The following is a 21,414-nucleotide window of genomic DNA, read 5'->3' as shown; positions in this document are numbered from 1 at the left end:
TTTGTGCCGGCGCCCCGTTCTACGCGGGGATACCGGCTTCTACGGAGCATCGGGGGATGCACATGACCAGCGCTCCGCACCTGCTGACCGAAGACCGACCGGAGTTCGATCGTCTCCTCGACGAGGCGCTGCGCACCGCGAACGAACGGCCCGAGCTCGCCACCCTCGGCGAACGGCTGAACGCCGAACAGCTGCGCACCATGGCCCAGGGGGCCAGCGCGCTGCTGGCGGCCGCGGCCGCCGCCGAGTACGGCCACTACGTGAAGGTCCGTGAGGAACGACGCGACGAGGTGCTGTCCTCACCCGGCACCACGGGGGACGAGGACGGCGGGCAGGGCATGGCCGGCGGCGCGGGAGTCAGCGCCGTGGTCGCGGTCCTCGCGCCCGTCCTGGCGGGCACCGCCATGCTGATCTTCCTGCTCGTGGGCTACAGCCTCAAGCTGATCGAGCCCGAACCCGCCTTCGCAAAGACCATGCTGACGGCGGGCTGGCTGTTCGGCGCGCTCACCGTGGCCGCGCTGCTCTTCGCAGTGATCGGGCTGCTGGTGACGGCCGTCCGCAACAGCGCGACCGAAGTGGTGGCGGAGGAGACCGAGGCCGTACCCGACGAGGTGGCGCGGGCGCGCGAAGCCTGGCGGCACGCGCTGCTGGAGCGGGGCATCATGCCGTTCCTGCGGGACGCGCTGGCCGACCCGAGTGCGGGGCCGGGCTTCCCGACCCCCAGAACGCCGGCGGCCGGGCGCATCCCCAACCTGGGATACTCCCGGCCCGACTTCACCAGTCCGGGATCCCCCTCGGAGGAACCCCGGCCCGGCTACACACCCCCGGACTTCACCAGCCCGGACTTCGGCGGCCCGGAGCGCGGGCCGGAGTAGGTCTCCGGCCGGGGTCCCGGGCCGGACAGGACTACCGCGCCCGCTCCTTCGTCTCCTTGCGGGTGAAGTTCACGCTCCCGTCCTGGAGCGTGTGTGCGGACTTGCCGCGCAGTGGAGGGGGATTGGGGCCCCGCCGTACCCGTCGCACCCGTGGCACCGGTCGGACCAGGAGCCCCCTCGGCACCCGCCGTACCCGTTGCGCCCGTGGCGCCGGTCGCGCCGGCGGAAACCGGATCGAACGATTTGCGACAGGGCCTCGGGGCAGGCCGGCCGACCCGAGTGCGGGGGCGGGATATCCGCCCCCCGCACGCCAAAGGCCGGGAGCATCCCCCACCTGGGATGCTCCCGGCCCGTCTCCACCAGTCCCGGATCCCCTCCGAGGGACCCGGCCCGGCTACACACCTCCGGACTTCACCGGCCCGGACTTCGGCGGCCCCGAACACCGGCCGGAGTTGCTCCCCGGCCGGCCCGGGACGCCTCGGTACGGCGTGCCTGCTACTTCATCGCCTTCGGATGCTGGTTGACCGCGTCGGGGGACATCACCTTGCTCGCCCCACGCAGATCCGGGTCGCCCTCGTCAGGCTGCCGGAACACCGGAGTCCACGCCCCGGTGCATGTGAGTGCGGACGGGGCCGTTCCTTCGCCCGGGACCACGGTGCACGGGGTCTCGAAGATGACCCCGCCCTCGGTCACCACCTCGATCGAGACTTCGTTGGCCTGCTGCGCGATGGAGACACCGCAGGCGTCCTCCGGGTAATCGCCTTCGGCGTTCAGGGTGAGGTCGTACCAGCTCCACACGCCCGCGGCGGGGCCCGTGAGATCGCGAATGCCGGCGTAGGTGTTCCCGTCTCCCGGGATCACCGCCTTGTACTCGCGACTGCTCTGGTCCCGGACGGCGGCGATGGACCGGCATTGAGCCGGGCCGGTGTCACCCGTAGCGCCCGTAGCTCCGGTGGCACCGGTCGCTCCGGTCGCACCCGTGGCGCCGTCGGCTCCGGGCTCGCCCTGCGGACCCCGCGGGCCCGTCGGACCGGTCGGACCCGGCTTCGGGCACTCGTCGCCGCCGCCGCGGGGGCCTGCGGCTCTCGGATCGTAGTCCTCGTCGCCGTGATCGTTGTCGTACTGCTCGCACCTGTCCCCGGCGACCGTGAGGCTCGCCACGCGGGTACCCTCGGCCGCCTGGAGGTTCTGGCCCATGGCGAGCACGGGGCTGGAGATTCCTGCCAATACCAGGGCGAGTGATGCGAGGGTGCCACCCTTCACCCAGCTGCTCCGCCTGGGCAGCGGGCCCAGGGTTGACCTGGTCCTGTTCTCGGGGCTCATGTACGCCGCTCCTTCTCGAAACCGGATCGAACGATGCGATGGAACCTGTCGGTCCATCCCGGTCATCGTGGGGATCGCGGTCACGAGCGACGGCACGCCTCGCGGATACGTCAACTTATCGGACCAATGAAGCACCCCCCAATGGCGGTCCGAGCTTCCTTGCACGGCATTAAACGGATGCCTACCGTCGACTCAAGGTCATTTTCATCACCACACAGCGGATGGACCCCTTGAAGACAACGGTCTGCCTGAACATGATCGTCAAGAACGAGGCTCCGGTGATCCGACGCTGTCTCGAATCCGTTCGCCCATTGATCGATACGTGGGTGATCGTGGACACGGGCTCGACGGACGGCACCCAGGACATCATCAGGGAATTCTTCAGCGATCTGCCCGGCGTTCTGCACGAGCGGCCCTGGAAGGGGTTCGACGGCAGCCGCAGCGAGGCGATCGACCTCGCCCGTTCCAGCGCGGACTACCTGCTGTTCATCGACGCCGACGACGTCATGGAGGTCCAGCCCGGCTTCAGCATGCCCGAGCTGACTCTCGACTCGTACCGCCTCGCAGTACACCACCGGCCCGTCATTCACTGGCGGCCCGCTCTGGTATCCACCCGACTGCCGTGGAAATACGTCGGAGTGCTCCACGAGTACCTGGATTGCGAGGTCGAGCACAGCAACGGAGTACTCGAAGGCGCCCACATTCTCATCGTGGGCGGTGGGGCGCGCCAAGGCGAAGGAAGCGAGCGGGAGAAATACCTGCGCGACGCGGAGATTCTCCGGCAAGGGCTGATCAAGGAGCCCGACAATGCCCGCTACGCCTTTTACCTGGCCCAGAGCTGGCGCGACGCCGGAGAACCGGAGAAGTCCCTCGCCGCCTACGACCTGCGTGCGGGCATGGGCGGCTTCGCCGAGGAGGTCTTCTGCGCCCGGCTCTACGCGGCACGGCTCGCGGCGAGCCTCAAGAAGCCGCCGGCCGAGGTCGTGGACCGCTTCCTCCGGGCACACGAGAGCCGCCCCTCACGCGCGGAGGCGCTCGGCAGTCTCGCCCGCCTCTGCCGCAACGAAAGCCGCTGGCCGCTGGCGTACCTGTTCGCCCGGCAGGCGGTCCGCGTCCCCCGCCCGGACGACATCCTCTTCGTCGAGTTCGACTGGCACGACTGGCGCGCACTCGACGAACTCGCCGTTGCCGCCTACTGGGTCGGCGAGTACCAGGAGTCGCTGGAATGCTGCGAACGCCTGCTGGCGGAAGGCAGGCTTCCCGCCGACCAGCACGACCGGGTCACCGCCAACCTCGACTTCGCCCGCCGCAAGGTGGACCCGTACCTCGTCGTCGCCTGACGCCGGAGGGCGGGTGAGACCGAGGCCGGCTCCGGGTCCGGACCCGGCTCGGTCAAGACGGATACGGGGACCTGGGACCTGGGACCTCGAAACGGAACCACCGTCCGGGGCGGGCCACCGCGGTCGACGGTCCGCATCGACGGCGGCGGAGAGCGCTCGATGAGCGGCGAAGGCCCGGACGGGATCCTCCGCCGCTCACACGGAGCGTGAGTGGTCAGTCGGCCAGCGGCAGGTAGACGCGGTTGCCCGAGGCCGCGAACTCGGCGGACTTCTCCGCCATGCCCGCCCGGATCTCGTCGGCCTTCAGGTCGCCGCCGTGCTCGCGGCGGATGTCCTGCGAGATCTTCATCGAGCAGAACTTCGGACCGCACATGGAGCAGAAGTGCGCGGTCTTGGCCGGCTCGGCGGGAAGGGTCTCGTCGTGGAACTCGCGGGCCGTGTCCGGGTCGAGGGCCAGGTTGAACTGGTCCTCCCAGCGGAACTCGAACCGCGCGTCCGACAGGGCGTCGTCCCACTCCTGGGCGCCGGGGTGCCCCTTGGCCAGGTCGGCGGCGTGCGCCGCGATCTTGTACGTGATGACGCCGGTCTTCACGTCGTCGCGGTTGGGCAGGCCCAGGTGCTCCTTGGGCGTGACGTAGCAGAGCATCGCGGTGCCCCACCAGGCGATCATCGCGGCGCCGATGCCCGAGGTGATGTGGTCGTACGCGGGCGCGACGTCCGTGGTGAGCGGGCCGAGCGTGTAGAACGGCGCCTCCTCGCAGATCTCCTGCTGGAGGTCGATGTTCTCCTTGATCTTGTGCATCGGGACGTGGCCCGGGCCCTCGATCATGGTCTGGACGTTGTGGCGCTTGGCGATCGTGTTCAGCTCGCCCAGCGTCTTCAGCTCCGCGAACTGCGCGGCGTCGTTGGCGTCCGCGATGGAGCCGGGGCGCAGGCCGTCGCCGAGCGAGTACGTGACGTCGTAGGACGCCAGGATCTCGCAGAGCTCCTCGAAGTTCGTGTAGAGGAAGTTCTCCTTGTGGTGCGCCAGGCACCACGCGGCCATGATCGAGCCACCGCGCGAGACGATGCCGGTCTTGCGGCGGGCGGTCAGCGGCACGTAGGGCAGCAGCACGCCGGCGTGGACCGTCATGTAGTCGACGCCCTGCTCGGCCTGCTCGATCACCGTGTCCTTGTAGATCTCCCAGGTCAGGTCCTCGGCGCGGCCGTCGACCTTCTCCAGCGCCTGATAGAGCGGCACGGTGCCGATCGGGACGGGGGAGTTGCGCAGGACCCACTCGCGGGTGGTGTGGATGTTGCGGCCCGTCGAGAGGTCCATGACCGTGTCGGCGCCCCACTTGGTCGCCCAGGTCATCTTGTCGACCTCCTCCTCGATGGAGGAGGTGACGGCCGAGTTGCCGATGTTGGCGTTGACCTTCACCAGGAACCGCTTGCCGATGATCATCGGCTCGATCTCGGGGTGGTTCACGTTCGCCGGAAGCACGGCCCGGCCTGCGGCGATCTCCTCGCGCACGACCTCGGGGGAGACGTTCTCGCGGATCGCGACGTACTCCATCTCCGGGGTGATCTCACCCCGGCGGGCGTACGCGAGCTGCGTGACGGCGGCGCCGCCCCGGCCGCGGCGGGGCTGGCGCGGGCGGCCCGGGAAGACCGCGTCGAGGTTCTTGAGGCCACCGCGCGGCGAGGTGTGCTTGATGCCGTCGTCCTCGGGGCGCACGGGACGGCCCGCGTACTCCTCGGTGTCGCCGCGGCCGATGATCCAGTTCTCGCGCAGCGGGGCGAGGCCCCGGCGGACGTCGGTCTCGATCTGCGGGTCGGTGTACGGACCGGACGTGTCGTAGAGCGTCACGTCCTTGCCGTTGGTGAGGTGGACCTGGCGGACCGGCACCCGGAGGTCCGGGCGGGAGCCCGCCAGGTATCCCTTGTGCCAGCCGGGCTGGCGCTCGGTCTGGCCGTCGGCGTCCTGGCTGACGGCAGGCGTGCGTGCGTCCTGAATGGTCATGAGACCTGATCTCCCTACGCCGGCATTACCCGGTAACAGGTTCGGCGGTCGACGCAGCCTCTTCCCGTACGCATCTGTGATGCGCGTACGGTGATCAGCGTCCTCTCAGCCCGGTGCTCCGAGCTCCCGCGTTGTGCAAAGTAGCCCCCACGCTAGCGTCATCCATGGCGTGCTGAACAGTGGGCCCCCTCATCTCTTGCGATGATCTGCTGGTGACGTCCTCGCCGCAGCCCCCCACCGAGCCCACAGAGCCCCACGGCCACACCGGCCACGCGCACGACGGCCCGGGGCACTCCGCCGGGCACTCGTCCGATACCTCCGCCGGTCATTCCCACGGCCACGGGCACAGCCACGGACACGGACCGGCGGCCCCCGTTTCGAAGCACCTGCGCAAGGTCATCGCGGCCGTACTGATCCCCTTCGCCACCGCCGTCTTCATCGGCATGGTGGTGCTCTGGCCGGGCGGCGCCCCCGCCCACGAGCGCACGGGGGTGGGCTTCGACCGCCAGACCCAGCAGGGCAAGGTCGTCTCCCTCGAACACGTCGACTGCAAATCGGTGAACGCCGCACAGGTCCCGCCGACCGCGGACCCCTCGACCCCCCAGGGCCGTGAGGCCCAGGCCGCGCAGACCGGCGAGTGCAAGAAGGCCACCGTCGAGGTCGGCACCGGCCCGGACAAGGGCCGCACCTTCGTCGAGATCGTCCAGCCGGGAGCGCCACGGCAGTTGACGGACGGCCAGGAGGTGGTCGTGGCGTACGCGCCCGACGCCCCCCGCGACCTCCAGTACTCGGTGATCGACGTGAACCGCAAGATGCCGCTGGCGGTGCTGGCCGGCATCTTCGCGGTCGCGGTCGTCCTCGTCGGGCGGATGCGCGGGCTGTTCGCCCTGATCGCGCTGATCGTCAGCTTCGGCGTGCTGACGCTGTTCATCCTCCCGGCCATCCTGCAGGGTTCGAACCCGCTGGTGGTCGCGGTGGTCGGGGCGAGCGCCATCATGCTGATCGCCCTCTACATGTGCCACGGACTGACCGCCCGTACCTCGGTCGCCGTCCTCGGCACCCTCGTCTCGCTGCTGCTGATCGGCCTGCTGGGCTCGGTGTTCATCGACTGGGCGTCCCTCAGCGGCAACACGGACGACAACACCGGGCTGATCCACGGCCTGTACCCGGACATCGACATGAGCGGCTTGCTGCTCGCAAGCGTGATCATCGGATCGCTGGGCGTGCTCGACGACGTGACGGTCACCCAGACCTCGGCTGTCTGGGAACTGCACGCGGCGGACCCCTCGATGGGGCCGCGAGGCCTGTACCGGGCGGCGATCAGGATCGGCCGCGACCACATCGCGTCGGTGGTCAACACGCTGGTGCTGGCCTACGCGGGTGCCGCACTGCCCCTGCTCCTGCTGTTCTCGATCGCGAACAGCAGCATGGGATCGGTGGCGAACAGCGAGCTGGTCGCGGTGGAAATCGTACGGACCCTCGTGGGCTCGATCGGACTGGTGGCCTCGGTTCCCGTCACGACGGCGCTGGCCTCGCTGGTGGTCTCCGCGGACCGGCCGGGATCCCCGGACGTCGCGCCGGCCGCGGGGCCGGTCCGCGGCGGCCGGGGCCGGCGGCGCAAGCGCTGAAGGGTCTTCCCGAAGGGCGTTCCCGAGGGGCGTTCCCGAGGGGCGTTCCCGAGGGGCGTTCCCGTCTTCCCGAGGGGCGTTCCCGTCTTCCCGAGGGGCGGGCGCGTGTGAGCGTGAGCCCGCGCGTCAGCCGGCGTTCTGCTCGTTCTGCTTCGACTCGGCCAGGATCTTGCCGAGCGCCTCGTCGAGGTTCTCCTCGAAGTCGCCCAGGTTCCGCTCCTGTCCGAGCGGAACGATCCGGTCGGTGCGGTCGAGGAACGCGACGAGCGGCGCCGCGCTGGCGCGGAACAGGGCCCGGTCGCCGCCGACCTGCAGCCGGATGTGGACGTCGGACAGTTCCTCCGGATCGGTGGGGGCGATGTGCACGTCGCCGTCACCGCACGGCTTGTTGATGCCGTCGAGGAGGAGCTCCCGGCCGAACGCCCAGGTCACGGGCGCATCTCCGGGAAGGTGGAAGGTCAGGCGGACTGCGTAGGGATCACGGGCGTCGTACCGGAGTTCCACCGGAATCCTGAACGAGAGCTCCTCGGAAACGAGGAAACTCATCATGACCTCTGCCTGTACCGACTCGCGCATTGCCTACCCCGCTGTAGTGGAAGTGGCCAGGAATGATCCCCCAGGCTCCTCTTGACAAGGGTGGTGGAAGCGCTAGCAGATCACAAGGAGTGAGTTTTCAGATACTGATAGAGAACGAGAGGGTGCTCAACAGCGCGCCTACTTCACTCCGTAGTCGATCGACTACACAGCGCAATCGATCTTCCTGGTGCAAGGGGAGAGAAATCGCCATAGTTGCGGCGGTATCGCCCGCTGTGATGGGGATGGCCGCACAGACCGTGCCGAGGGCATATTCCTGACGTTCGGTTACCGGCTGCATTCGCCCGAGGGCCCCGATCCGGTGCTCGAGCGACCGGAGATCCCGCACGGTATAAGCGGTGATCGGCTCGACCGGATATCGGTCGTAATGGTCCTTGCGCGTTTCCTCGTCGAGTTGTCCGAGCAGGCACTGCCCGATGGCGTGCGCATGGCCGGTCGCACGGAAGTCCGCCCACTCCTCGCAGGCGGGGCTGGCCTGGGTGTCCGAGACGCCCACGACCTCGATCTCACCCTCGCGGTATACCGCGAAGTAGACGGGGGCCCCGACCACGTCGCGAAAGTGCGCGAGGGAGTCGAGGATCATGCTGCGACGTTTCTGCTGGAGTCCCCCGACGGCCAGCCGACCCGCGGCGTCGCCGAGTACGAACACTCCGCCCTCCCTGCGCAGATAGCCCTCGTGGGTGAGGGTGCGCAGCAGGTGGTACGCGGTGGGGAGCGGGAGCCCGGCCTCGCGCGCGAGCTGTTTCGCCGGGGCTCCCTGACCATGGGACCCCACTGCTTCGAGCAGTCTCAGCGCCCTCTGGACCGAGCCGATCAGCGTCGGCACACCGGCGTTGTGAAGCGGAGACAAAGCTCACCCCCAGGCGTGGCGGCGGGCCTTCGGGGAGGCCCGCCCTGCGGGGGCCGCCCCCGCGCATGCCGTGACTCCTGGGGGTCGTACTCGGCGGCTCGTTAGCATCACCGCAGGTCAGAGCGGCAGTACCGGCTTTCGATGCCCAGGGACCGGCGCAGATTGCCACTCTATCCGCCGATTCCGGTGGTGTGAGCGGTTTAGTGCCTCACGTTCCCTCACCTGGCTCAATCCCGGACCCGCCGGGCTCGTCCCCGTCGTGTCCTACCAGTCGCCGGAGGAGGACTTCGTGCGGCCTCCGCCGACCTTCTTCACGACGAACACCAGGCCGGCGACCAGGCCGACGAAGAGGAGCACCTTGAAGACGAGGCCGATCAGCACGGTCAGGATGCTGGTGATCACACCGCCGAACACGAACAGCGCCAGCAGCGGAACGGCGACCCACTTAAGCCACCAGGGCATGCCTGCGAATGTCTCTCGGATGCCGTCCATGTCCTCGACCTCTTCCTCGTCCTTGACTTCCTGCTCTCGATGCTAGGAGTCCACGCCCCCGTATCGGGGCCCGCGAGCCCCCGGACTCCCCTGACCCGCCCCTTAGGGGAATCGGGACCCCGACCCTCAGCCGCCCGGTGCGCTCAGCTCTCCGGCGGGGAGAAGACCACCATCACCTTCAAGTCCTCGGTGATGTGGTGGAACTTGTGCGGGACGCCCGCCGGGACGTAGACCACGCTGCCGCGCGCCACGGTGGTCGTCTCCTCCCCGACGGTGATCGAGGCGCGCCCGCTCACGACGAAGTACACCTCGTCCTGGCGGTGGGGCTGCTGCGGATCGACCTGCCCGGCGTCGAGCGCGTACAGCCCGACCGACATGTTCCGCTCGCGCAGGAACTGCAGATAGGCGCCGTCGTTGGCGGCCCGCTCCGCTTCGAGCTCGTCAAGCCGGAAGGCTTTCATCGTGGTTGTGCCCCTTGTGCTCGGTAGCGCCGTCGCATCCGCTGATCTGCGGATGTCCCCCCGGGATCATCTCTGCCACGATCAGACACATGATGAATTTCGTAGTCAAGACGCTCGCCAACGCGGCGGCCCTGGCCGTCGCCATCTGGCTGCTCGCCGGCATCACCCTCGACGACGGCAGCAGTCTGGGCCGCCGGACGATCACCCTGCTCCTGGTCGCCCTGGTCTTCGGCCTGGTGAACCTGATCGTCAAGCCGTTGGTGAAGCTGCTCTCGCTGCCGCTGTTCGTCCTCACCCTGGGCCTGTTCACCCTCGTCGTGAACGCCCTGATGCTGCTCCTGACCTCGTGGCTGGCCTCGAAGCTCGAGCTCAGCTTCCACGTCGACGGGTTCTGGACCGCGGTCCTCGGCGGCCTGATCATCTCCGTTGTCTCCTGGGCCGTGAACATGGTCCTGCCCGACAAGGACTGAACGGGACGCCCATGACGCCCATCTACCGCCTCTGCTTCGTCTGCACGGGCAACATATGCCGCTCCCCCATGGCCGAGTCCGTCTTCCGTGCCCACGTGGCGCAGGCCGGCCTCGACGGCCTGGTCGAGGTGGACAGCGCCGGGACCGGCGGCTGGCACGAGGGTGACGGCGCCGACCCGCGCACCGTCTCCGTCCTGGAAGCCGCGGGCTACGAGCAGGACCATCGGGCCCGGCAGTTCCGCTCCTCCTGGTTCGACCGCCTGGACCTCGTCATCGCGCTCTACGCCGGACACCTGCGGGACCTGCGGGCCCTCGCACCCACCCCGCAGGACGCCGCCAAGGTCCGGCTGCTGCGGTCCTACGATCCGGCCGCGGCCGCGGAGAGCGACGTACCGGATCCCTACTACGGGTCCCTCGACGGGTTCGAGGAGTGCCTGGAGCTGGTCGAGGCGGCCAGCCCCGGTCTGCTGGACGCCGTACGCGAGGCCGTGAAGGAGCACACCGCGTGAACGAGTACGCCCCCGAAAGAACCGCCGAGGCGATCGGCGACGGCACCCGCGCCGTCCGCGCCGGGCTGCCGGAGCCCGTGAAGAACGAGCCCACCCTGCCCGGACCGGTCTTCGCCGCCCACTTCCACCTCCCGGGCGACGTCGAAGGCCCGTACGCCTACGGCCGGGACACCAACCCGACCTGGACCCTGCTGGAGCGGGCGATCGGGGAACTGGAGGCCCCCGGCGAGGAGGTGCACACCACCGTCTTCGCCTCCGGCATGGCGGCGGTCTCCGCCGTCCTCCTCTCCCAGGCGCGCACCGGCGACACCGTGGTCCTGCCCGACGACGGCTACCAGGCGCTGCCCCTGCTGCGGGAGCAGCTGGAGGCGTACGGGATCCACGTGCGTACGGCCCCGACCGGCGACGACGCCCAGCTCACGGTCCTCGACGGAGCCGGGCTGCTGTGGATCGAGACCCCGTCCAACCCCGGGCTCGAGGTGTGCGACGTACGGCGCCTCGCCGACGCGGCGCACGCCGGCGGGACCCTGGTCGCCGTCGACAACACCCTCGCCACCCCCCTCGGGCAGCGGCCCCTGGAGCTCGGGGCGGACTTCTCCGTCGCGAGCGGCACGAAGGGCCTCACCGGCCACGGCGACCTGCTGCTCGGGTACGTGGTCTGCCGCGACCCGGAACTCGCCGCCGGTGTCCGGCGCTGGCGCAAGATCGTCGGCGCGATCCCGGGCCCGATGGAGGCCTGGCTCGCCCACCGCTCCCTGGCCACGATCCAGCTGCGCGCGCACCGGCAGTGGGCCAACGCGCTGGCCGTCGCCGAGGCGCTGACCGGCCGCCCCCACGTGACCGGGTTGCGCTACCCCGGCCTGGCCACGGACCCTTCACACAAGACGGCCGCCCGCCAGATGCGCGGCTTCGGCTCGGTGGTCTCCTTCACCCTGCCCGACCGTGCCCACGCGGAACGCTTCATGGCCGCCCTGCACCTGGTCGAGGACGCCACGAGTTTCGGTGGAGTGCGGTCCACCGCCGAGCGGCGCGGACGGTGGGGCGGCGACGCCGTGCCGGAGGGCTTCATCCGCTTCTCCGCCGGGGCCGAGGACACCGAGGACCTGGTCGCGGACGTCCTGCGCGCCCTCGACCTCGCGGGCGGCGCCGGCTGAGCAGGCCCTGGGTCGACGGTCCGAGCCTCCCCCCTCGTGGCTCGGACCGCCCGGGTTCCGTGCACGAGGAACCACGCGACTAGGCTAATTGACTCTGCGTCAGAGTCCAATCACGGTAACGACAGGGGCCTATCGGCATATTTATAGTTGAAGGCCCCCACCGAGAGGTGCCGCGATGGACCTGGCCCTGCTGCGCACCTTCGTCGCCGTCCACCGGGCCGGGTCGTTCACCCGCGCCGCCGCCCTCCTGGGCCTGTCCCAGCCCGCCGTGACCTCGCAGATCCGCACGCTGGAACGCCAGTTGGGGCGCCCCCTCTTCCACCGCCGGGCCCGCGGTGTCACCCCCACCGCGGTCGGCGACGAACTCGCCCACCAGGCCGCCCCGCACCTCGACGCGCTGCTGCGGATCACCGAGGCCGGGCGGGAGGCCGCCGGTGCACTGCGCACCCTCCACGTCGCCGGGCCGCCCGAGTTCCTGTGCCTGCGCGTGCTGCCCGCCCTGGCGCCCCTCGTCGGCCAGGGCCACACCCTGCGCGCCGCCCTGGAGACCGGCGCCGAAGCGACCCTCGACGGGCTCGCCGCCGGTCACCACGACCTCGTCGTCACCACCGCCCATCCGCGCGGCGGGCTCTTCACCGCCACCGCCCTGTGCGACGAGGAGCACGTCCTGGTCGCCGCGCCCTACTGGGCCGCACTCGTCGATACGGAGCGGCTGCGCAAGGAGGGTCCGGCGGCTCTCGACGGCATCCCGGTCGTGGAGGTCCACGAGACCCTGCCGCTCGTCACCCGCTACTGGACCGCCGTCTTCGACACTGCGCCCGGTGCCCGGTCCCTGGCCGCCACCGTGGTGGCGCCCGACCTGCGGGCCGTACTGGAATGCGTCGGGGCCTGCGCCGGGCTCGCCGTCCTGCCCCGCTACCTGTGCCGGGAGGCCCTCGACAGCGGCCGGATCGTGGCCCTGGCGGAGCCCTCAGTGCCGCCCCTGCGCACCTGGTTCCTGGTCGTGCGGACCGGGAGCCTCGCCCTCGCCCACCTCGCGCGGGCGCACGACCGGCTGGTGGAAGCCGCCGTGCACTGGTGAGCCCCCCTTTTCCGGCCCGTGACGCGTTTCAGAAGCGGAGTGGTGGGCCACTCTTCTCCCATGACCGAACGTCCCGTGGTCAAACGCACCGCCCGCGCGATCCTGCTCGACGGTGACGACCTGATCCTCATCAAGCGCACCAAGCCCGGCGTCGATCCGTACTGGCTCACCCCCGGCGGGGGAGTGGAGTCCTCGGACGCCACTGTCGTCGACGCCCTCCACCGAGAGGTCCACGAAGAACTCGGCGCGAAGATCACCGACGTGGTGCCCTGCTTCGTCGACACCGTCGAGCACATCGCCGACGGGGGGGTGACCGGCGTGAAGGTGCAGCACTTCTTCGTCTGCCGCCTCGAATCGATGGACCCGAGCCAGCGGCACGGCCCCGAAATCGACGAACCCGAGGGCGAGTACGAGATCGTCCGCGTGCCCTTCAGCCGCGTGGGGATCGCCGCCGTCCATCTCGTCCCGCTGTCCTTGCGGCACTACCTCGACGGCAACATCGAGGGCGTACGCGCCATGCACGCTCCCGACCTGGGCTGAGCCCGGCCTGGGACCGGCGGGCTGCCCGCCGGTCTCAGCCGGCGATGCCGACCAGTTCCTCCACCGCGTCGTGCCGGATCCGCTCGCCGGGGATGCCGATCCGAAGAAGCTCGTCCACCCCGCTCCGGATCATCGCGGGCGGTCCCGAGATGAAGGCGTCGTACGAACTCCACGGACCGTGTTCACCGACGGCCTGCGGGAGTTGACCGGCCAGCCCGTCGCCCACCACCGGGCGCACCGACAGCCACGGATGCGAGCGCTGCAGCCCGAGCAGCGTGTCCTTGTCGTACAGGTCGTTGTCGCTGCGCGCCCCGAAGAACACCTCCACCGGCCGCCGCTCGCCGTGCTCGGCCACGTCCTCGATCAACGCCTTGATCGGGGCGATGCCGGTGCCGCCGCCCAGGCACAGCATCCCGTTGTCCGTGGTGTGGTCCACCACCATCGACCCGGCCGGCGGTCCGAGGCGCAGCACGTCCCCCGGGCGGGCGTGGCGCACCAGCGCGTTGGAGACCCAGCCCGCGGGGACCGCTTTGACGTGGAACGACAGCAGCCCGTCGGCGCGCGGCGCCGAGGCGAAGGAGTAGTGCCGCCACACTCGCGGCCACCACGGGGTCTCCAGGCTCGCGTACTGGCCGGCCAGGAAGGCGTACGGCTGGTCGGGGCGGACCGTCAGAACCGCGATGTCGGGAGTGCGCAGATCGTGTGAGACCACCTCCGCGTGCCACCACGGCGGGGCCTTCACCTCGTCCTCGGCCGCCGCGTCGATCATGATCTGGGAGATCGCGGTGTACGCGCGCACCCATGCGGCCTCGGTCTCCGGCCCCCAGCTCTCCACCGCGTACCGGGCCAGGGCGCCGACGAGGGCCTCGCCGACCGCCGGATAGTGGCCGGCCATGGTGCCGTACTTGCGGTGCCCGGTGCCCAGTCGGCGCAGGTAGGGGACGAGTACCTCGGGATTGTCGATGTGCTCGGCTGCGGTCAGCAGCGCCTTCAGCAGCCGGTCTCGCTGCGCGTCCATGGCTGCGGGGAACATCCCCCGCACTTCGGGGTGGCCGGTGAACACCAGAGCGTAGAAATAGGAGGTCACCTTGTCGGCTATGGGGGCGACCTCCGCGAGGGTCCGGCGGATGAGGACGGCATCCGGTGAGGGCTCTGCCGTACCACCACCGCCTTCGGCCGGTATCCGGGCCGCATCGCGTCTGGCCGATCTGGTGGGCGGAGCGTCCATGCGGTGCCTCGCTTCGAGCATCTCGGTCGGTCTGCACACGCCACGGTCTGCGAATCCGTGGTTCCGGGTTTCACAGCGTGCCAGCCGACTCGGAGGCCGGTGGGGAAATGCGGAAAATCCGCGTTTCGAACCCACTTTCCTCCTAAGATGCCTGAACTTCCGGGCGTGCCACCCCTACGAGCTGGTATGCGTCCCGCAGGTCCCGGCCCTCGTAGACATGGGTCGCACGCTCCGCCAGATAGGGCCGTGCGTTGACCGCCACCGACACCGGCACCACCTCGAAGAGCACCGAGTCGGTCACCGAATCCCCGTACGCGACGCAGTCGCCCCGGCTCACACCGAACTGCTCGCACAGCCGGTCCGCCACCGTGACCTTGCCCTCGGGCGTGAGGATCCCGGCGGCGTCCACCGGCCGGGTGAACGGCACCTCCGGGAAGACCGAACCGTGCGCGGCGTGCGCGCCCCAGTCCAGCAGCAGCTCCACGAAGAAGGACGGCGACAGGGAGATCACCGCGCAATAGTCCCCGCGCTCCCGGATCTCCTGCCAGACGTCCCGGATTCCCGCGAGCCAGGGAGACCCGTCGAACGCCGCCCGGACATGCGCGGGCGTGAGCTCTGCCCAGAGCGCGTGGGCGGCCACCGAGAACTCGTGCGGCCCGATCTTGCGCGCGCCGAAGGCCCGCTCCAGCTCGGCGATCTCGGCACTCAGACCGAGTTGGCGGGAGATCTCGACCGGCGCGGCCGAGCCGTACATCAGCGTGCCGTCGAGGTCGAAGAGGTGCAGGCGGGTCATAGCCACCGAGATTAGTGGGTTGTTTCACGTGAAACAGCGTGTTTCGCCGGGAGCGCCTGCCAGCGCCAGCTGAGGAAGAAACATCGCCCAGCGGCCGCCACCGGCTGGGGCGTGTTTCACGTGAAACATCTCGCCCCAAATCCTCTGGACGGCTCCCGGTCCATGATCCAGTCTGAGCCGGTGACACCACCACACATCACCGATCTGCCGATCCGGGCGCTGACCGTGGACGATCTCCACCGTTGCGCCGACCTGTCCGAAGATCGCGGCTGGCTCCGCGAGGACCACAAGTGGGGTCTGCTCCTCGCTGCCGGAAAGGGGTACGGCGTCGACGCCCCGGACGGCCGGGGACTCGCGGCGGCGTGCATCGTCACCAGATACGGCCACACCGGCGCCGGCCCGGAACTCGCCGCCATCGGCATGGTCCTCGTGGCCGACCGCTACGCCCGTCAGGGCCTCGGCCGGCGCCTGATGACCCACGTCTGCGACGACGTGCTCAAGGGCGTTCCCCTCACTCTGCACGCCACTCCCTACGGCCGACCCCTCTACGAGGAGCTCGGTTTCAAGACCACGGGCCGAGCCGAGATGCTGAAGGGCATCTTCCGGCCTGAAGGCACTCCTGGCACCCCCGGCGCCCACGGCGCCCCCCGGGTCCGGCCGGCCACCGCCGCGGACCTCCCGAGCATCCTGCGTCTGGACGCCGAGGTCTTCGGCACCGACCGCACCCACATGATCACCAGGCTTCCCGCCTTCGCCGACCAGCTGCTCGTCGCCGAGGGCAGCAGCGGAGACGGCACCCTCACGGGCTACGCGGCAGCCTGGCCCAACATGGACACCCATGTCATCGGCCCGCTGATCGCCAAGGACACCGGCACCGCCCAGGCACTGGTCACCGCACTCGCCACGGGTACGGACCGGGCGCTGCGCACCGATGTCGACGTACGGCACGAGGAGCTCCTCGCCTGGCTCAAGGACCGCGGTCTCGACTCCGTGGCCTTCAACGCCGTCATGACCCGAGACATCCCCGACCTGCCCGGTGACTGGACCCGCCGCTGGGCTCCCCTCACCGTGGCGGCGGGCTGAGAGAGGAAACACCCCTCGTGACCGACACCCCCGAGTTGGCCATCCGGCCGGCGACCGAAGCCGATCTGCCGGCCATCGTCGCCATGCTGGCCGACGACCCGCTGGGCGCCACCCGTGAGTCCCCGGAGGACCTCACCCCGTACCGCGCGGCCCTCGCCCGCCTCACCGGCGACCCCAACCAGCACTTGGTCGTCGCCGTCCGCGCGGACCGTGTCGTGGGCACCCTCCAGCTGACCGTCGTCCCCGGACTCTCCCGCAAGGGAGCCACCCGCTCCATCATCGAGGGCGTCCGTGTCCACGCGGACGAGCGAGGCGGCGGGCTCGGCACCCGGTTCATCGAATGGGCCGTGGAGAAGTCCCGCGCCGAGAACTGCAGCCTCGTGCAGCTGACCTCGGACGTGACCCGCACCGACGCCCACCGCTTCTACGAGCGGCTCGGATTCACCGCGTCCCACGTCGGGTTCAAGCTGCAGCTCTGAGCGCCCGGCCGGCAGGCCGGGCCACCGTGTCGGCGGCCCGGCCTACGATCGGGAGGATGAGCCCCAGCCTCCCCCTCGTCACCACCGCCGAGCGCCGCCACCGGCTCGGCCGACGGCACCGCCTCGCTCCCTCGGCCCGCGCCGCCACGGTGGCGGAGGCAGCGGACTCCGTGGTCGCCCTGCACGCCACCGACGCCGCGACGATCTTCCTCTCCGCCCGGGCCCGGCTCGCCGAAGGCGGTCCCGGTGTGGTCGAGCGGGCTCTCTACGAGGACGTCAGCCTCGTGCGGCTGCTCAGCATGCGCAACACGCTCTTCGCGGTCTCAACGGAACTCGCCCCCTACGTCGACGCCTCGACCGCCCGGGCCATCGCCGTGAAGGAACGCCGCACTCTCCTCAAGCACCTCGACGAGGACGGTCAGGGGCTCGACTCCGAGTGGCTGGCTCGCGCGGAGGCCGCCGCGCTCGACGCCCTGGACAGCCACGGGCCGGCCACCGGAAGCCAGTTGTCGGCCGCCGTGCCCGCACTGCGCCAGAAGATCACCATCGGCCGGGGCAAGAAGTACGAGACGGAGACGGGTGTCGCGACCCGTGTCATCCGGCTGCTGGCCGCCGACGGCCGGATCCGCCGCGACCGGCCGCGCGGGTCGTGGACCTCCAGCCAGTACCGCTGGGTCCACACCGAGCCGTGGCCCGCGGTACCCGCCGTCGAGGCCCGCGCGGAGATCGCCCGCCGCTGGCTCCACGCCTACGGCCCCGCCACCGAGGCCGACCTCAAGTGGTGGACCGGCTGGACCCTCACGGACGTCCGCAAGGCCCTCGCCGCCGTGGGCCCGGACCAGGTCCTCCTCGAGGACGGCAGCACCGCCCTCGTCGGCCCCGGGGACACCGTTCCCGACCCGGCCCCGGAGCCCTGGGCCGCGCTGCTGCCCGGCCTCGACCCCACCGCAATGGGCTGGGCCGACCGCGGTTTCCACCTCGACCCCGCCTTCAGGCCCGCGCTCTTCGACTACGCCGGCAACATCGGCCCCACCGTGTGGTGGAACGGCGAGATCGTCGGCGGCTGGGCCCAGCGTTCCGACGGCGAGATCGTCTGGCGGCTGCTGGGCAGCCCCGGCCGCCCCGCCGAGGAGGCCATCACCGCCGAGGCCGCGCGCCTCGCCGCATGGGTGGGCGACGCCCGCATCACCCCGCGCTTCCGTACCCCGCTGGAACGCGAACTCGTCGCCTGAGCCCGGCCCCCAGCCCGAGGCCTGTCCGGATCCGGCCCGTCAGCCGATGCCCCGCCAGCCCTGCGGGTCCACCCCGCCGGGCACCGGAGCCCGGGGGTCGTACGGCTCGCGCGTGAACACGAAGGACGCCAGATCGAGGTGGCTCACCGAGCCGTCCTCGCGGCGCACCGCCCTCAGCGTCTCACCGGCGTAGTAGCCGGACAGTCCGGTCCAGGTGCCGTCCGGCCCGGGCCGGAAACGGGCCGTCCGCCCGGTCACGCCCACCGGGCCCAGCTCCAGCAGCCCGTCCGCCGTCAGCCGCACCACCTGCGCCGAAGTCCCCCAGTACCAGGGGCCGCACAGCTCCAGCGGTACCCGGTCCGACTCCAGGAAGGGCCGCCACGGCTTCGGGAACCGGGGCTCGGCGTCCGCCACGATCCCGACGAGTTCCACGGCCACCGTCGCGGCCGCAAGCCCCGAGGTGCAGTTCGCCAGCACCACCGCCGCCACGTCGTCCGCCTCGCTCAGCCACAGCCCCGCGACGAAACCGGGCAGCGATCCGCTGTGACCCGCGAGCCTCCGCTCGCCGTCGGCCGTCAGCTGCACGCCCAGCCCGTAGCCGAGGTCCGCGAAACCGGGCTCCGGAGGCGCCGCCGGCGTGCGCATCTCCCGTACGGAATCCGCGCTCAGGACCCGCTCGTCACCGCGCAGCAGGAAGTCGGCGAACCGGGCCAGGTCGCTGGTCGTGGACCACAGCTGCCCCGCCGGGGCCATCAGCCCCAGGTCCTCCAGCGGCTCGGGCATCATCAGGTCCGCCCACGGGTGCACCGCCCAGCCGCCCGCGTGCGGGGCCTGCGGCTGCCCGCTCGTGCGGTCCAGCCCCAGGGGCTCCAGCACCTCGGCCCGCAGGACCTCTTCCCAGGGCTGCCCGCGCAGCGCCTCCACCAGCGAACCCAGCAGCGTGTAGCCCGGGTTGGAGTAGTGGTGGCGGCTTCCCGGAGTGTGGGCGAACGGCTCGTCACCCAGGACATCGGCGAGCTCGGGCCGCAGTGCGCCGGGGGTGCGCTCCCACCATTCGCCAGGGGTCTCCGCCGCCAGTCCACCGGTGTGGGACAGCAACTGAGCGATGGTCACGTCACCGGCGCCCGTCCCCGGCAGGTGCTTCTCCAGCGGATCCGAGAGCGCGAGCAGTCCCTCGTCCCGCAGGCGCATCACCAGAACAGCCGTGAAGGTCTTGGTGATCGAGCCGATCCGGTACTGGACGTTCCCGTCCGGGCCGTGCCCTTCGACCGAGGTCCGAGAGCCCTCCCAGACCACCTCCCCGCCGCGCACGACGGCCGCCACGACGGACGGAGCGCGTCCCGCGCTCTGCGCGACGGCGATCCGGTGCCTGAGGGCACGCCGGGTGGCAGGGAGAAGTTCCAGGTCCTCAGAAAGATCGTCCATGCCCGGATGCTACGTGTTGGCCATGTCCACGAAGCGTGAATAGTGGCCCTGGAAGGCCACGGTGATCGTGGCCGTGGGGCCGTTGCGGTGCTTGGCCACGATCAGGTCCGCCTCACCCGCGCGGGGGGACTCCTTCTCGTACGCGTCCTCGCGGTGCAGCAGGATCACCATGTCCGCGTCCTGCTCGATCGAGCCCGATTCACGCAGGTCGGAGACCATCGGCTTCTTGTCGGTGCGCTGTTCCGGACCACGGTTCAGCTGGGAGAGCGCGATCACGGGGACCTCGAGCTCCTTCGCCAGCAGCTTGAGGTTTCGGGACATGTCCGAGACCTCCTGCTGACGGCTCTCGGGACGGCGCGAGCCGCCCGACTGCATCAGCTGGAGGTAGTCGATGACCACGAGTGAGAGATCGTTGCGCTGCTTGAGCCGGCGACACTTGGCCCGGATCTCCATCATCGACAGGTTGGGGGAGTCGTCGATGTAGAGCGGGGCGGCGGAGACGTCCGGCATCCGGCGGGCCAGCCGGGTCCAGTCGTCGTCCGTCATCGTGCCCGAGCGCATGTGGTGCAGCGCCACCCGGGCCTCCGCCGAGAGCAGGCGCATGGCGATCTCGTTGCGCCCCATTTCGAGGGAGAAGATCACGCTCGGCAGGTTGCTCTTGATGGAGCAGGCCCGGGCGAAGTCCAGGGCGAGCGTGGACTTGCCCATCGCGGGACGGGCCGCGATGACGATCATCTGTCCCGGGTGCAGGCCGTTGGTGAGCGAGTCCAGGTCCGTGAAACCGGTGGGGACGCCCGACATCTGGCCGCTGCGCGAACCGATGGCCTCGATCTCGTCGAGGGCGCCCTCCATGATGTCGCCGAGCGGCAGGTAGTCCTCCGAGGTCCGCTGCTCGGTGACGGCGTAGATCTCGGCCTGGGCGCTGTTGACGATCTCGTCGACGTCGCCGTCGGCCGCATAGCCCATCTGTGTGATCTTCGTGCCGGCCGCGACCAGGCGGCGCAGGACGGCCCTCTCGTGGACGATCTCCGCGTAGTACTCGGCGTTCGCCGCCGTCGGCACGGACTGGACCAGGGTGTGCAGGTACGAGGCCCCGCCGACCTTGCTGATCTCGCCGCGCCGGGTCAGCTCCGCGCCGACGGTGATCGGGTCGGCCGGCTCGCCCTTGGCGTACAGGTCGAGGATGGCCTGGAAGATCGTCTCGTGCGAGGGCCGGTAGAAGTCGTGGCCCTTGATGACCTCGACCACGTCGGCGATGGCGTCCTTCGAGAGCAGCATGCCGCCGAGCACCGACTGCTCGGCGTCCAGGTCCTGCGGAGGCACGCGCTCGAAGCCGCCACCGCCGCCGTCCCAGGAGCCGCCCTCGCGGCCCCGGTCGCGCTGTTCGTCCCCGCGGCCGCGGCCTTCGCTGTTCCGGCGCGAACGGGCGGGCAGACGGTCACCTGGACCGCTGTCGGCCCAGGGGTCGTCCATGGGCTCGGGCATGCTCACCGGGCCGCCTCCTCCCGTCCGCAACGCGGACCTCGCCGTGCCACTCTTTCTAGGACACGGCTCTGACATTTGGGGCACCCGAATCGGCTGTTCGGCGAGTCGGGCAACGCACCACGGTAGGGCCGGGAGCGGCGTCAGCCAATCTTGTTATCCACAGGCTGTGTGGATGAGATGTGGATGACGGCGCCAATGCTGTGGGTAACTCGCCGGAAGCTGTGCACGGACCGGGGGACGACACTGTGGACAAAATCACCCGCGCCACCCCGTTACCCCACCTGACCTGGGAATTTCCCCTCCGAGGACGGTGGGGAAGAAAAATCTTGGGCACTGCCCCGAGATCGCCTCCAACGAGTCGAGGAGAAGG

Annotated in this window: 21 protein-coding genes and 1 riboswitch; of the genes, 11 read left to right on the top strand and 10 right to left on the bottom strand. The window is 70.4% G+C overall.

The window, feature by feature from the left end; translation table 11 throughout:
• Window positions 1–56 precede the first annotated feature (56 nt).
• Window positions 57–875, top strand: coding sequence for a hypothetical protein (locus PV721_RS03195; protein ID WP_319721226.1), 819 nt, complete (start codon window positions 57–59; stop codon window positions 873–875).
• A 495-nt stretch (window positions 876–1,370) separates the two neighbouring features.
• Here the strand turns inward: PV721_RS03195 and PV721_RS03190 are convergent, their stop codons facing one another.
• Window positions 1,371–2,198, bottom strand: coding sequence for a hypothetical protein (locus PV721_RS03190; protein WP_319721225.1), 828 nt, complete (start codon window positions 2,196–2,198; stop codon window positions 1,371–1,373).
• A gap of 221 nt (window positions 2,199–2,419) precedes the next feature.
• On the opposite strand from PV721_RS03190, the gene PV721_RS03185 reads away from it, so the two are divergent.
• Window positions 2,420–3,538: a glycosyltransferase gene (locus PV721_RS03185; RefSeq protein WP_319721223.1), complete on the top strand. Its 1,119-nt coding sequence runs from the start codon at window positions 2,420–2,422 to the stop codon at window positions 3,536–3,538.
• Between the two features lie 214 nt (window positions 3,539–3,752).
• Here the strand turns inward: PV721_RS03185 and thiC are convergent, their stop codons facing one another.
• Entirely contained in the window at window positions 3,753–5,540 is a 1,788-nt protein-coding gene (thiC, locus tag PV721_RS03180; protein WP_319721222.1) for a phosphomethylpyrimidine synthase ThiC, read from the bottom strand.
• Window positions 5,535–5,680: riboswitch (TPP riboswitch) on the bottom strand. Its footprint overlaps the gene before it by 6 nt.
• A gap of 72 nt (window positions 5,681–5,752) precedes the next feature.
• Here thiC and PV721_RS03175 point away from each other — a divergent pair.
• Window positions 5,753–7,168 carry a YibE/F family protein gene (locus PV721_RS03175; RefSeq protein ID WP_319721221.1) on the top strand — a complete coding sequence of 472 codons (1,416 nt, stop codon included), beginning with the start codon at window positions 5,753–5,755 and terminating at the stop codon, window positions 7,166–7,168.
• A 126-nt stretch (window positions 7,169–7,294) separates the two neighbouring features.
• Here the strand turns inward: PV721_RS03175 and PV721_RS03170 are convergent, their stop codons facing one another.
• The 4 genes from PV721_RS03170 to PV721_RS03155 form a co-directional block, all read right to left on the bottom strand.
• Window positions 7,295–7,744, bottom strand: coding sequence for an SsgA family sporulation/cell division regulator (locus PV721_RS03170; RefSeq protein WP_319721220.1), 450 nt, complete (start codon window positions 7,742–7,744; stop codon window positions 7,295–7,297).
• 97 nt (window positions 7,745–7,841) lie between these two features.
• On the bottom strand, window positions 7,842–8,579 hold the full coding sequence (locus PV721_RS03165) for an IclR family transcriptional regulator (RefSeq protein WP_416371013.1): 738 nt from the start codon (window positions 8,577–8,579) through the stop codon (window positions 7,842–7,844).
• A gap of 297 nt (window positions 8,580–8,876) precedes the next feature.
• The gene (locus tag PV721_RS03160) at window positions 8,877–9,095 is read right to left on the bottom strand and encodes a DUF5326 family protein (protein WP_319721240.1); all 219 of its coding nucleotides are present in this window, start codon (window positions 9,093–9,095) and stop codon (window positions 8,877–8,879) included.
• 152 nt (window positions 9,096–9,247) lie between these two features.
• Window positions 9,248–9,565, bottom strand: coding sequence for a cupin domain-containing protein (locus PV721_RS03155; protein WP_319721218.1), 318 nt, complete (start codon window positions 9,563–9,565; stop codon window positions 9,248–9,250).
• A gap of 89 nt (window positions 9,566–9,654) precedes the next feature.
• Between PV721_RS03155 and PV721_RS03150 the strand changes: the two genes are divergently transcribed.
• The 5 genes from PV721_RS03150 (at window position 9,655) to PV721_RS03130 (ending at window position 13,319) form a co-directional block, all read left to right on the top strand.
• Window positions 9,655–10,035 carry a phage holin family protein gene (locus PV721_RS03150; RefSeq protein ID WP_319721217.1) on the top strand — a complete coding sequence of 127 codons (381 nt, stop codon included), beginning with the start codon at window positions 9,655–9,657 and terminating at the stop codon, window positions 10,033–10,035.
• Window positions 10,036–10,046: 11 nt separating this feature from the next.
• Window positions 10,047–10,544: a low molecular weight protein-tyrosine-phosphatase gene (locus tag PV721_RS03145; protein ID WP_319721216.1), complete on the top strand. Its 498-nt coding sequence runs from the start codon at window positions 10,047–10,049 to the stop codon at window positions 10,542–10,544.
• Entirely contained in the window at window positions 10,541–11,698 is a 1,158-nt protein-coding gene (locus PV721_RS03140; protein ID WP_319721214.1) for a cystathionine gamma-lyase, read from the top strand. The genes PV721_RS03145 and PV721_RS03140 overlap by 4 nt, the downstream gene beginning before the upstream one ends.
• A 175-nt stretch (window positions 11,699–11,873) precedes the next feature.
• Complete coding sequence (locus tag PV721_RS03135; RefSeq protein WP_319721213.1) at window positions 11,874–12,779, top strand: LysR family transcriptional regulator; 906 nt, start codon at window positions 11,874–11,876, stop codon at window positions 12,777–12,779.
• Window positions 12,780–12,839: 60 nt separating this feature from the next.
• The gene (locus tag PV721_RS03130; RefSeq protein WP_319721212.1) at window positions 12,840–13,319 is read left to right on the top strand and encodes an NUDIX hydrolase; all 480 of its coding nucleotides are present in this window, start codon (window positions 12,840–12,842) and stop codon (window positions 13,317–13,319) included.
• 34 nt (window positions 13,320–13,353) lie between these two features.
• On the opposite strand, the gene PV721_RS03125 is transcribed toward PV721_RS03130, so the two are convergent.
• A complete protein-coding gene (locus PV721_RS03125) occupies window positions 13,354–14,568 on the bottom strand; it encodes a globin domain-containing protein (RefSeq protein ID WP_319721211.1) in 1,215 nt (404 codons plus the stop codon).
• Between the two features lie 121 nt (window positions 14,569–14,689).
• Window positions 14,690–15,340: an HAD-IB family phosphatase gene (locus PV721_RS03120; protein WP_319721210.1), complete on the bottom strand. Its 651-nt coding sequence runs from the start codon at window positions 15,338–15,340 to the stop codon at window positions 14,690–14,692.
• Window positions 15,341–15,520: 180 nt separating this feature from the next.
• Here PV721_RS03120 and PV721_RS03115 point away from each other — a divergent pair, with 180 nt between their 5' ends.
• The 3 genes from PV721_RS03115 (at window position 15,521) to PV721_RS03105 (ending at window position 18,134) form a co-directional block, all read left to right on the top strand.
• Window positions 15,521–16,423: a GNAT family N-acetyltransferase gene (locus PV721_RS03115; RefSeq protein WP_319721209.1), complete on the top strand. Its 903-nt coding sequence runs from the start codon at window positions 15,521–15,523 to the stop codon at window positions 16,421–16,423.
• Between the two features lie 83 nt (window positions 16,424–16,506).
• Window positions 16,507–16,902 carry a GNAT family N-acetyltransferase gene (locus PV721_RS03110; protein ID WP_323806073.1) on the top strand — a complete coding sequence of 132 codons (396 nt, stop codon included), beginning with the start codon at window positions 16,507–16,509 and terminating at the stop codon, window positions 16,900–16,902.
• Between the two features lie 56 nt (window positions 16,903–16,958).
• A complete protein-coding gene (locus tag PV721_RS03105) occupies window positions 16,959–18,134 on the top strand; it encodes a winged helix DNA-binding domain-containing protein (protein WP_319721207.1) in 1,176 nt (391 codons plus the stop codon).
• 39 nt (window positions 18,135–18,173) lie between these two features.
• Here the strand turns inward: PV721_RS03105 and PV721_RS03100 are convergent, their stop codons facing one another.
• Together PV721_RS03100 and dnaB are read right to left on the bottom strand one after the other, a co-directional pair.
• Window positions 18,174–19,559 carry a serine hydrolase domain-containing protein gene (locus PV721_RS03100; RefSeq protein WP_319721206.1) on the bottom strand — a complete coding sequence of 462 codons (1,386 nt, stop codon included), beginning with the start codon at window positions 19,557–19,559 and terminating at the stop codon, window positions 18,174–18,176.
• Window positions 19,560–19,568: 9 nt separating this feature from the next.
• Window positions 19,569–21,032 carry a replicative DNA helicase gene (gene dnaB, locus PV721_RS03095; protein ID WP_319721239.1) on the bottom strand — a complete coding sequence of 488 codons (1,464 nt, stop codon included), beginning with the start codon at window positions 21,030–21,032 and terminating at the stop codon, window positions 19,569–19,571.
• Window positions 21,033–21,414 lie beyond the last annotated feature (382 nt).

The sequence above is a fragment of the Streptomyces sp. MB09-01 genome (assembly GCF_033794505.1).
Taxonomy (GTDB): Bacteria; Actinomycetota; Actinomycetes; order Streptomycetales; family Streptomycetaceae; genus Streptomyces.
Note: the sequence above shows the minus strand (reverse complement) of the source record. Positions and strands in the feature narration are given on the sequence as shown.

What these genes read in the sequence shown, in the direction of transcription:
- PV721_RS03195 (WP_319721226.1), top strand. Translation starts at nt 57, where the DNA reads ATGCACATGACCAGCGCTCCGCACCTGCTGACCGAAGACCGACCGGAG.
- PV721_RS03190 (WP_319721225.1), bottom strand. Translation starts at nt 2,198, where the DNA reads ATGAGCCCCGAGAACAGGACCAGGTCAACCCTGGGCCCGCTGCCCAGG.
- PV721_RS03185 (WP_319721223.1), top strand. Translation starts at nt 2,420, where the DNA reads ATGGACCCCTTGAAGACAACGGTCTGCCTGAACATGATCGTCAAGAAC.
- thiC (WP_319721222.1), bottom strand. Translation starts at nt 5,540, where the DNA reads ATGACCATTCAGGACGCACGCACGCCTGCCGTCAGCCAGGACGCCGAC.
- PV721_RS03170 (WP_319721220.1), bottom strand. Translation starts at nt 7,744, where the DNA reads ATGCGCGAGTCGGTACAGGCAGAGGTCATGATGAGTTTCCTCGTTTCC.
- PV721_RS03155 (WP_319721218.1), bottom strand. Translation starts at nt 9,565, where the DNA reads ATGAAAGCCTTCCGGCTTGACGAGCTCGAAGCGGAGCGGGCCGCCAAC.
- PV721_RS03150 (WP_319721217.1), top strand. Translation starts at nt 9,655, where the DNA reads ATGATGAATTTCGTAGTCAAGACGCTCGCCAACGCGGCGGCCCTGGCC.
- PV721_RS03145 (WP_319721216.1), top strand. Translation starts at nt 10,047, where the DNA reads ATGACGCCCATCTACCGCCTCTGCTTCGTCTGCACGGGCAACATATGC.
- PV721_RS03135 (WP_319721213.1), top strand. Translation starts at nt 11,874, where the DNA reads ATGGACCTGGCCCTGCTGCGCACCTTCGTCGCCGTCCACCGGGCCGGG.
- PV721_RS03130 (WP_319721212.1), top strand. Translation starts at nt 12,840, where the DNA reads ATGACCGAACGTCCCGTGGTCAAACGCACCGCCCGCGCGATCCTGCTC.
- PV721_RS03125 (WP_319721211.1), bottom strand. Translation starts at nt 14,568, where the DNA reads ATGCTCGAAGCGAGGCACCGCATGGACGCTCCGCCCACCAGATCGGCC.
- PV721_RS03120 (WP_319721210.1), bottom strand. Translation starts at nt 15,340, where the DNA reads ATGACCCGCCTGCACCTCTTCGACCTCGACGGCACGCTGATGTACGGC.
- PV721_RS03110 (WP_323806073.1), top strand. Translation starts at nt 16,507, where the DNA reads ATGCTGGCCGACGACCCGCTGGGCGCCACCCGTGAGTCCCCGGAGGAC.
- PV721_RS03105 (WP_319721207.1), top strand. Translation starts at nt 16,959, where the DNA reads ATGAGCCCCAGCCTCCCCCTCGTCACCACCGCCGAGCGCCGCCACCGG.
- PV721_RS03100 (WP_319721206.1), bottom strand. Translation starts at nt 19,559, where the DNA reads ATGGACGATCTTTCTGAGGACCTGGAACTTCTCCCTGCCACCCGGCGT.
- dnaB (WP_319721239.1), bottom strand. Translation starts at nt 21,032, where the DNA reads ATGGACGACCCCTGGGCCGACAGCGGTCCAGGTGACCGTCTGCCCGCC.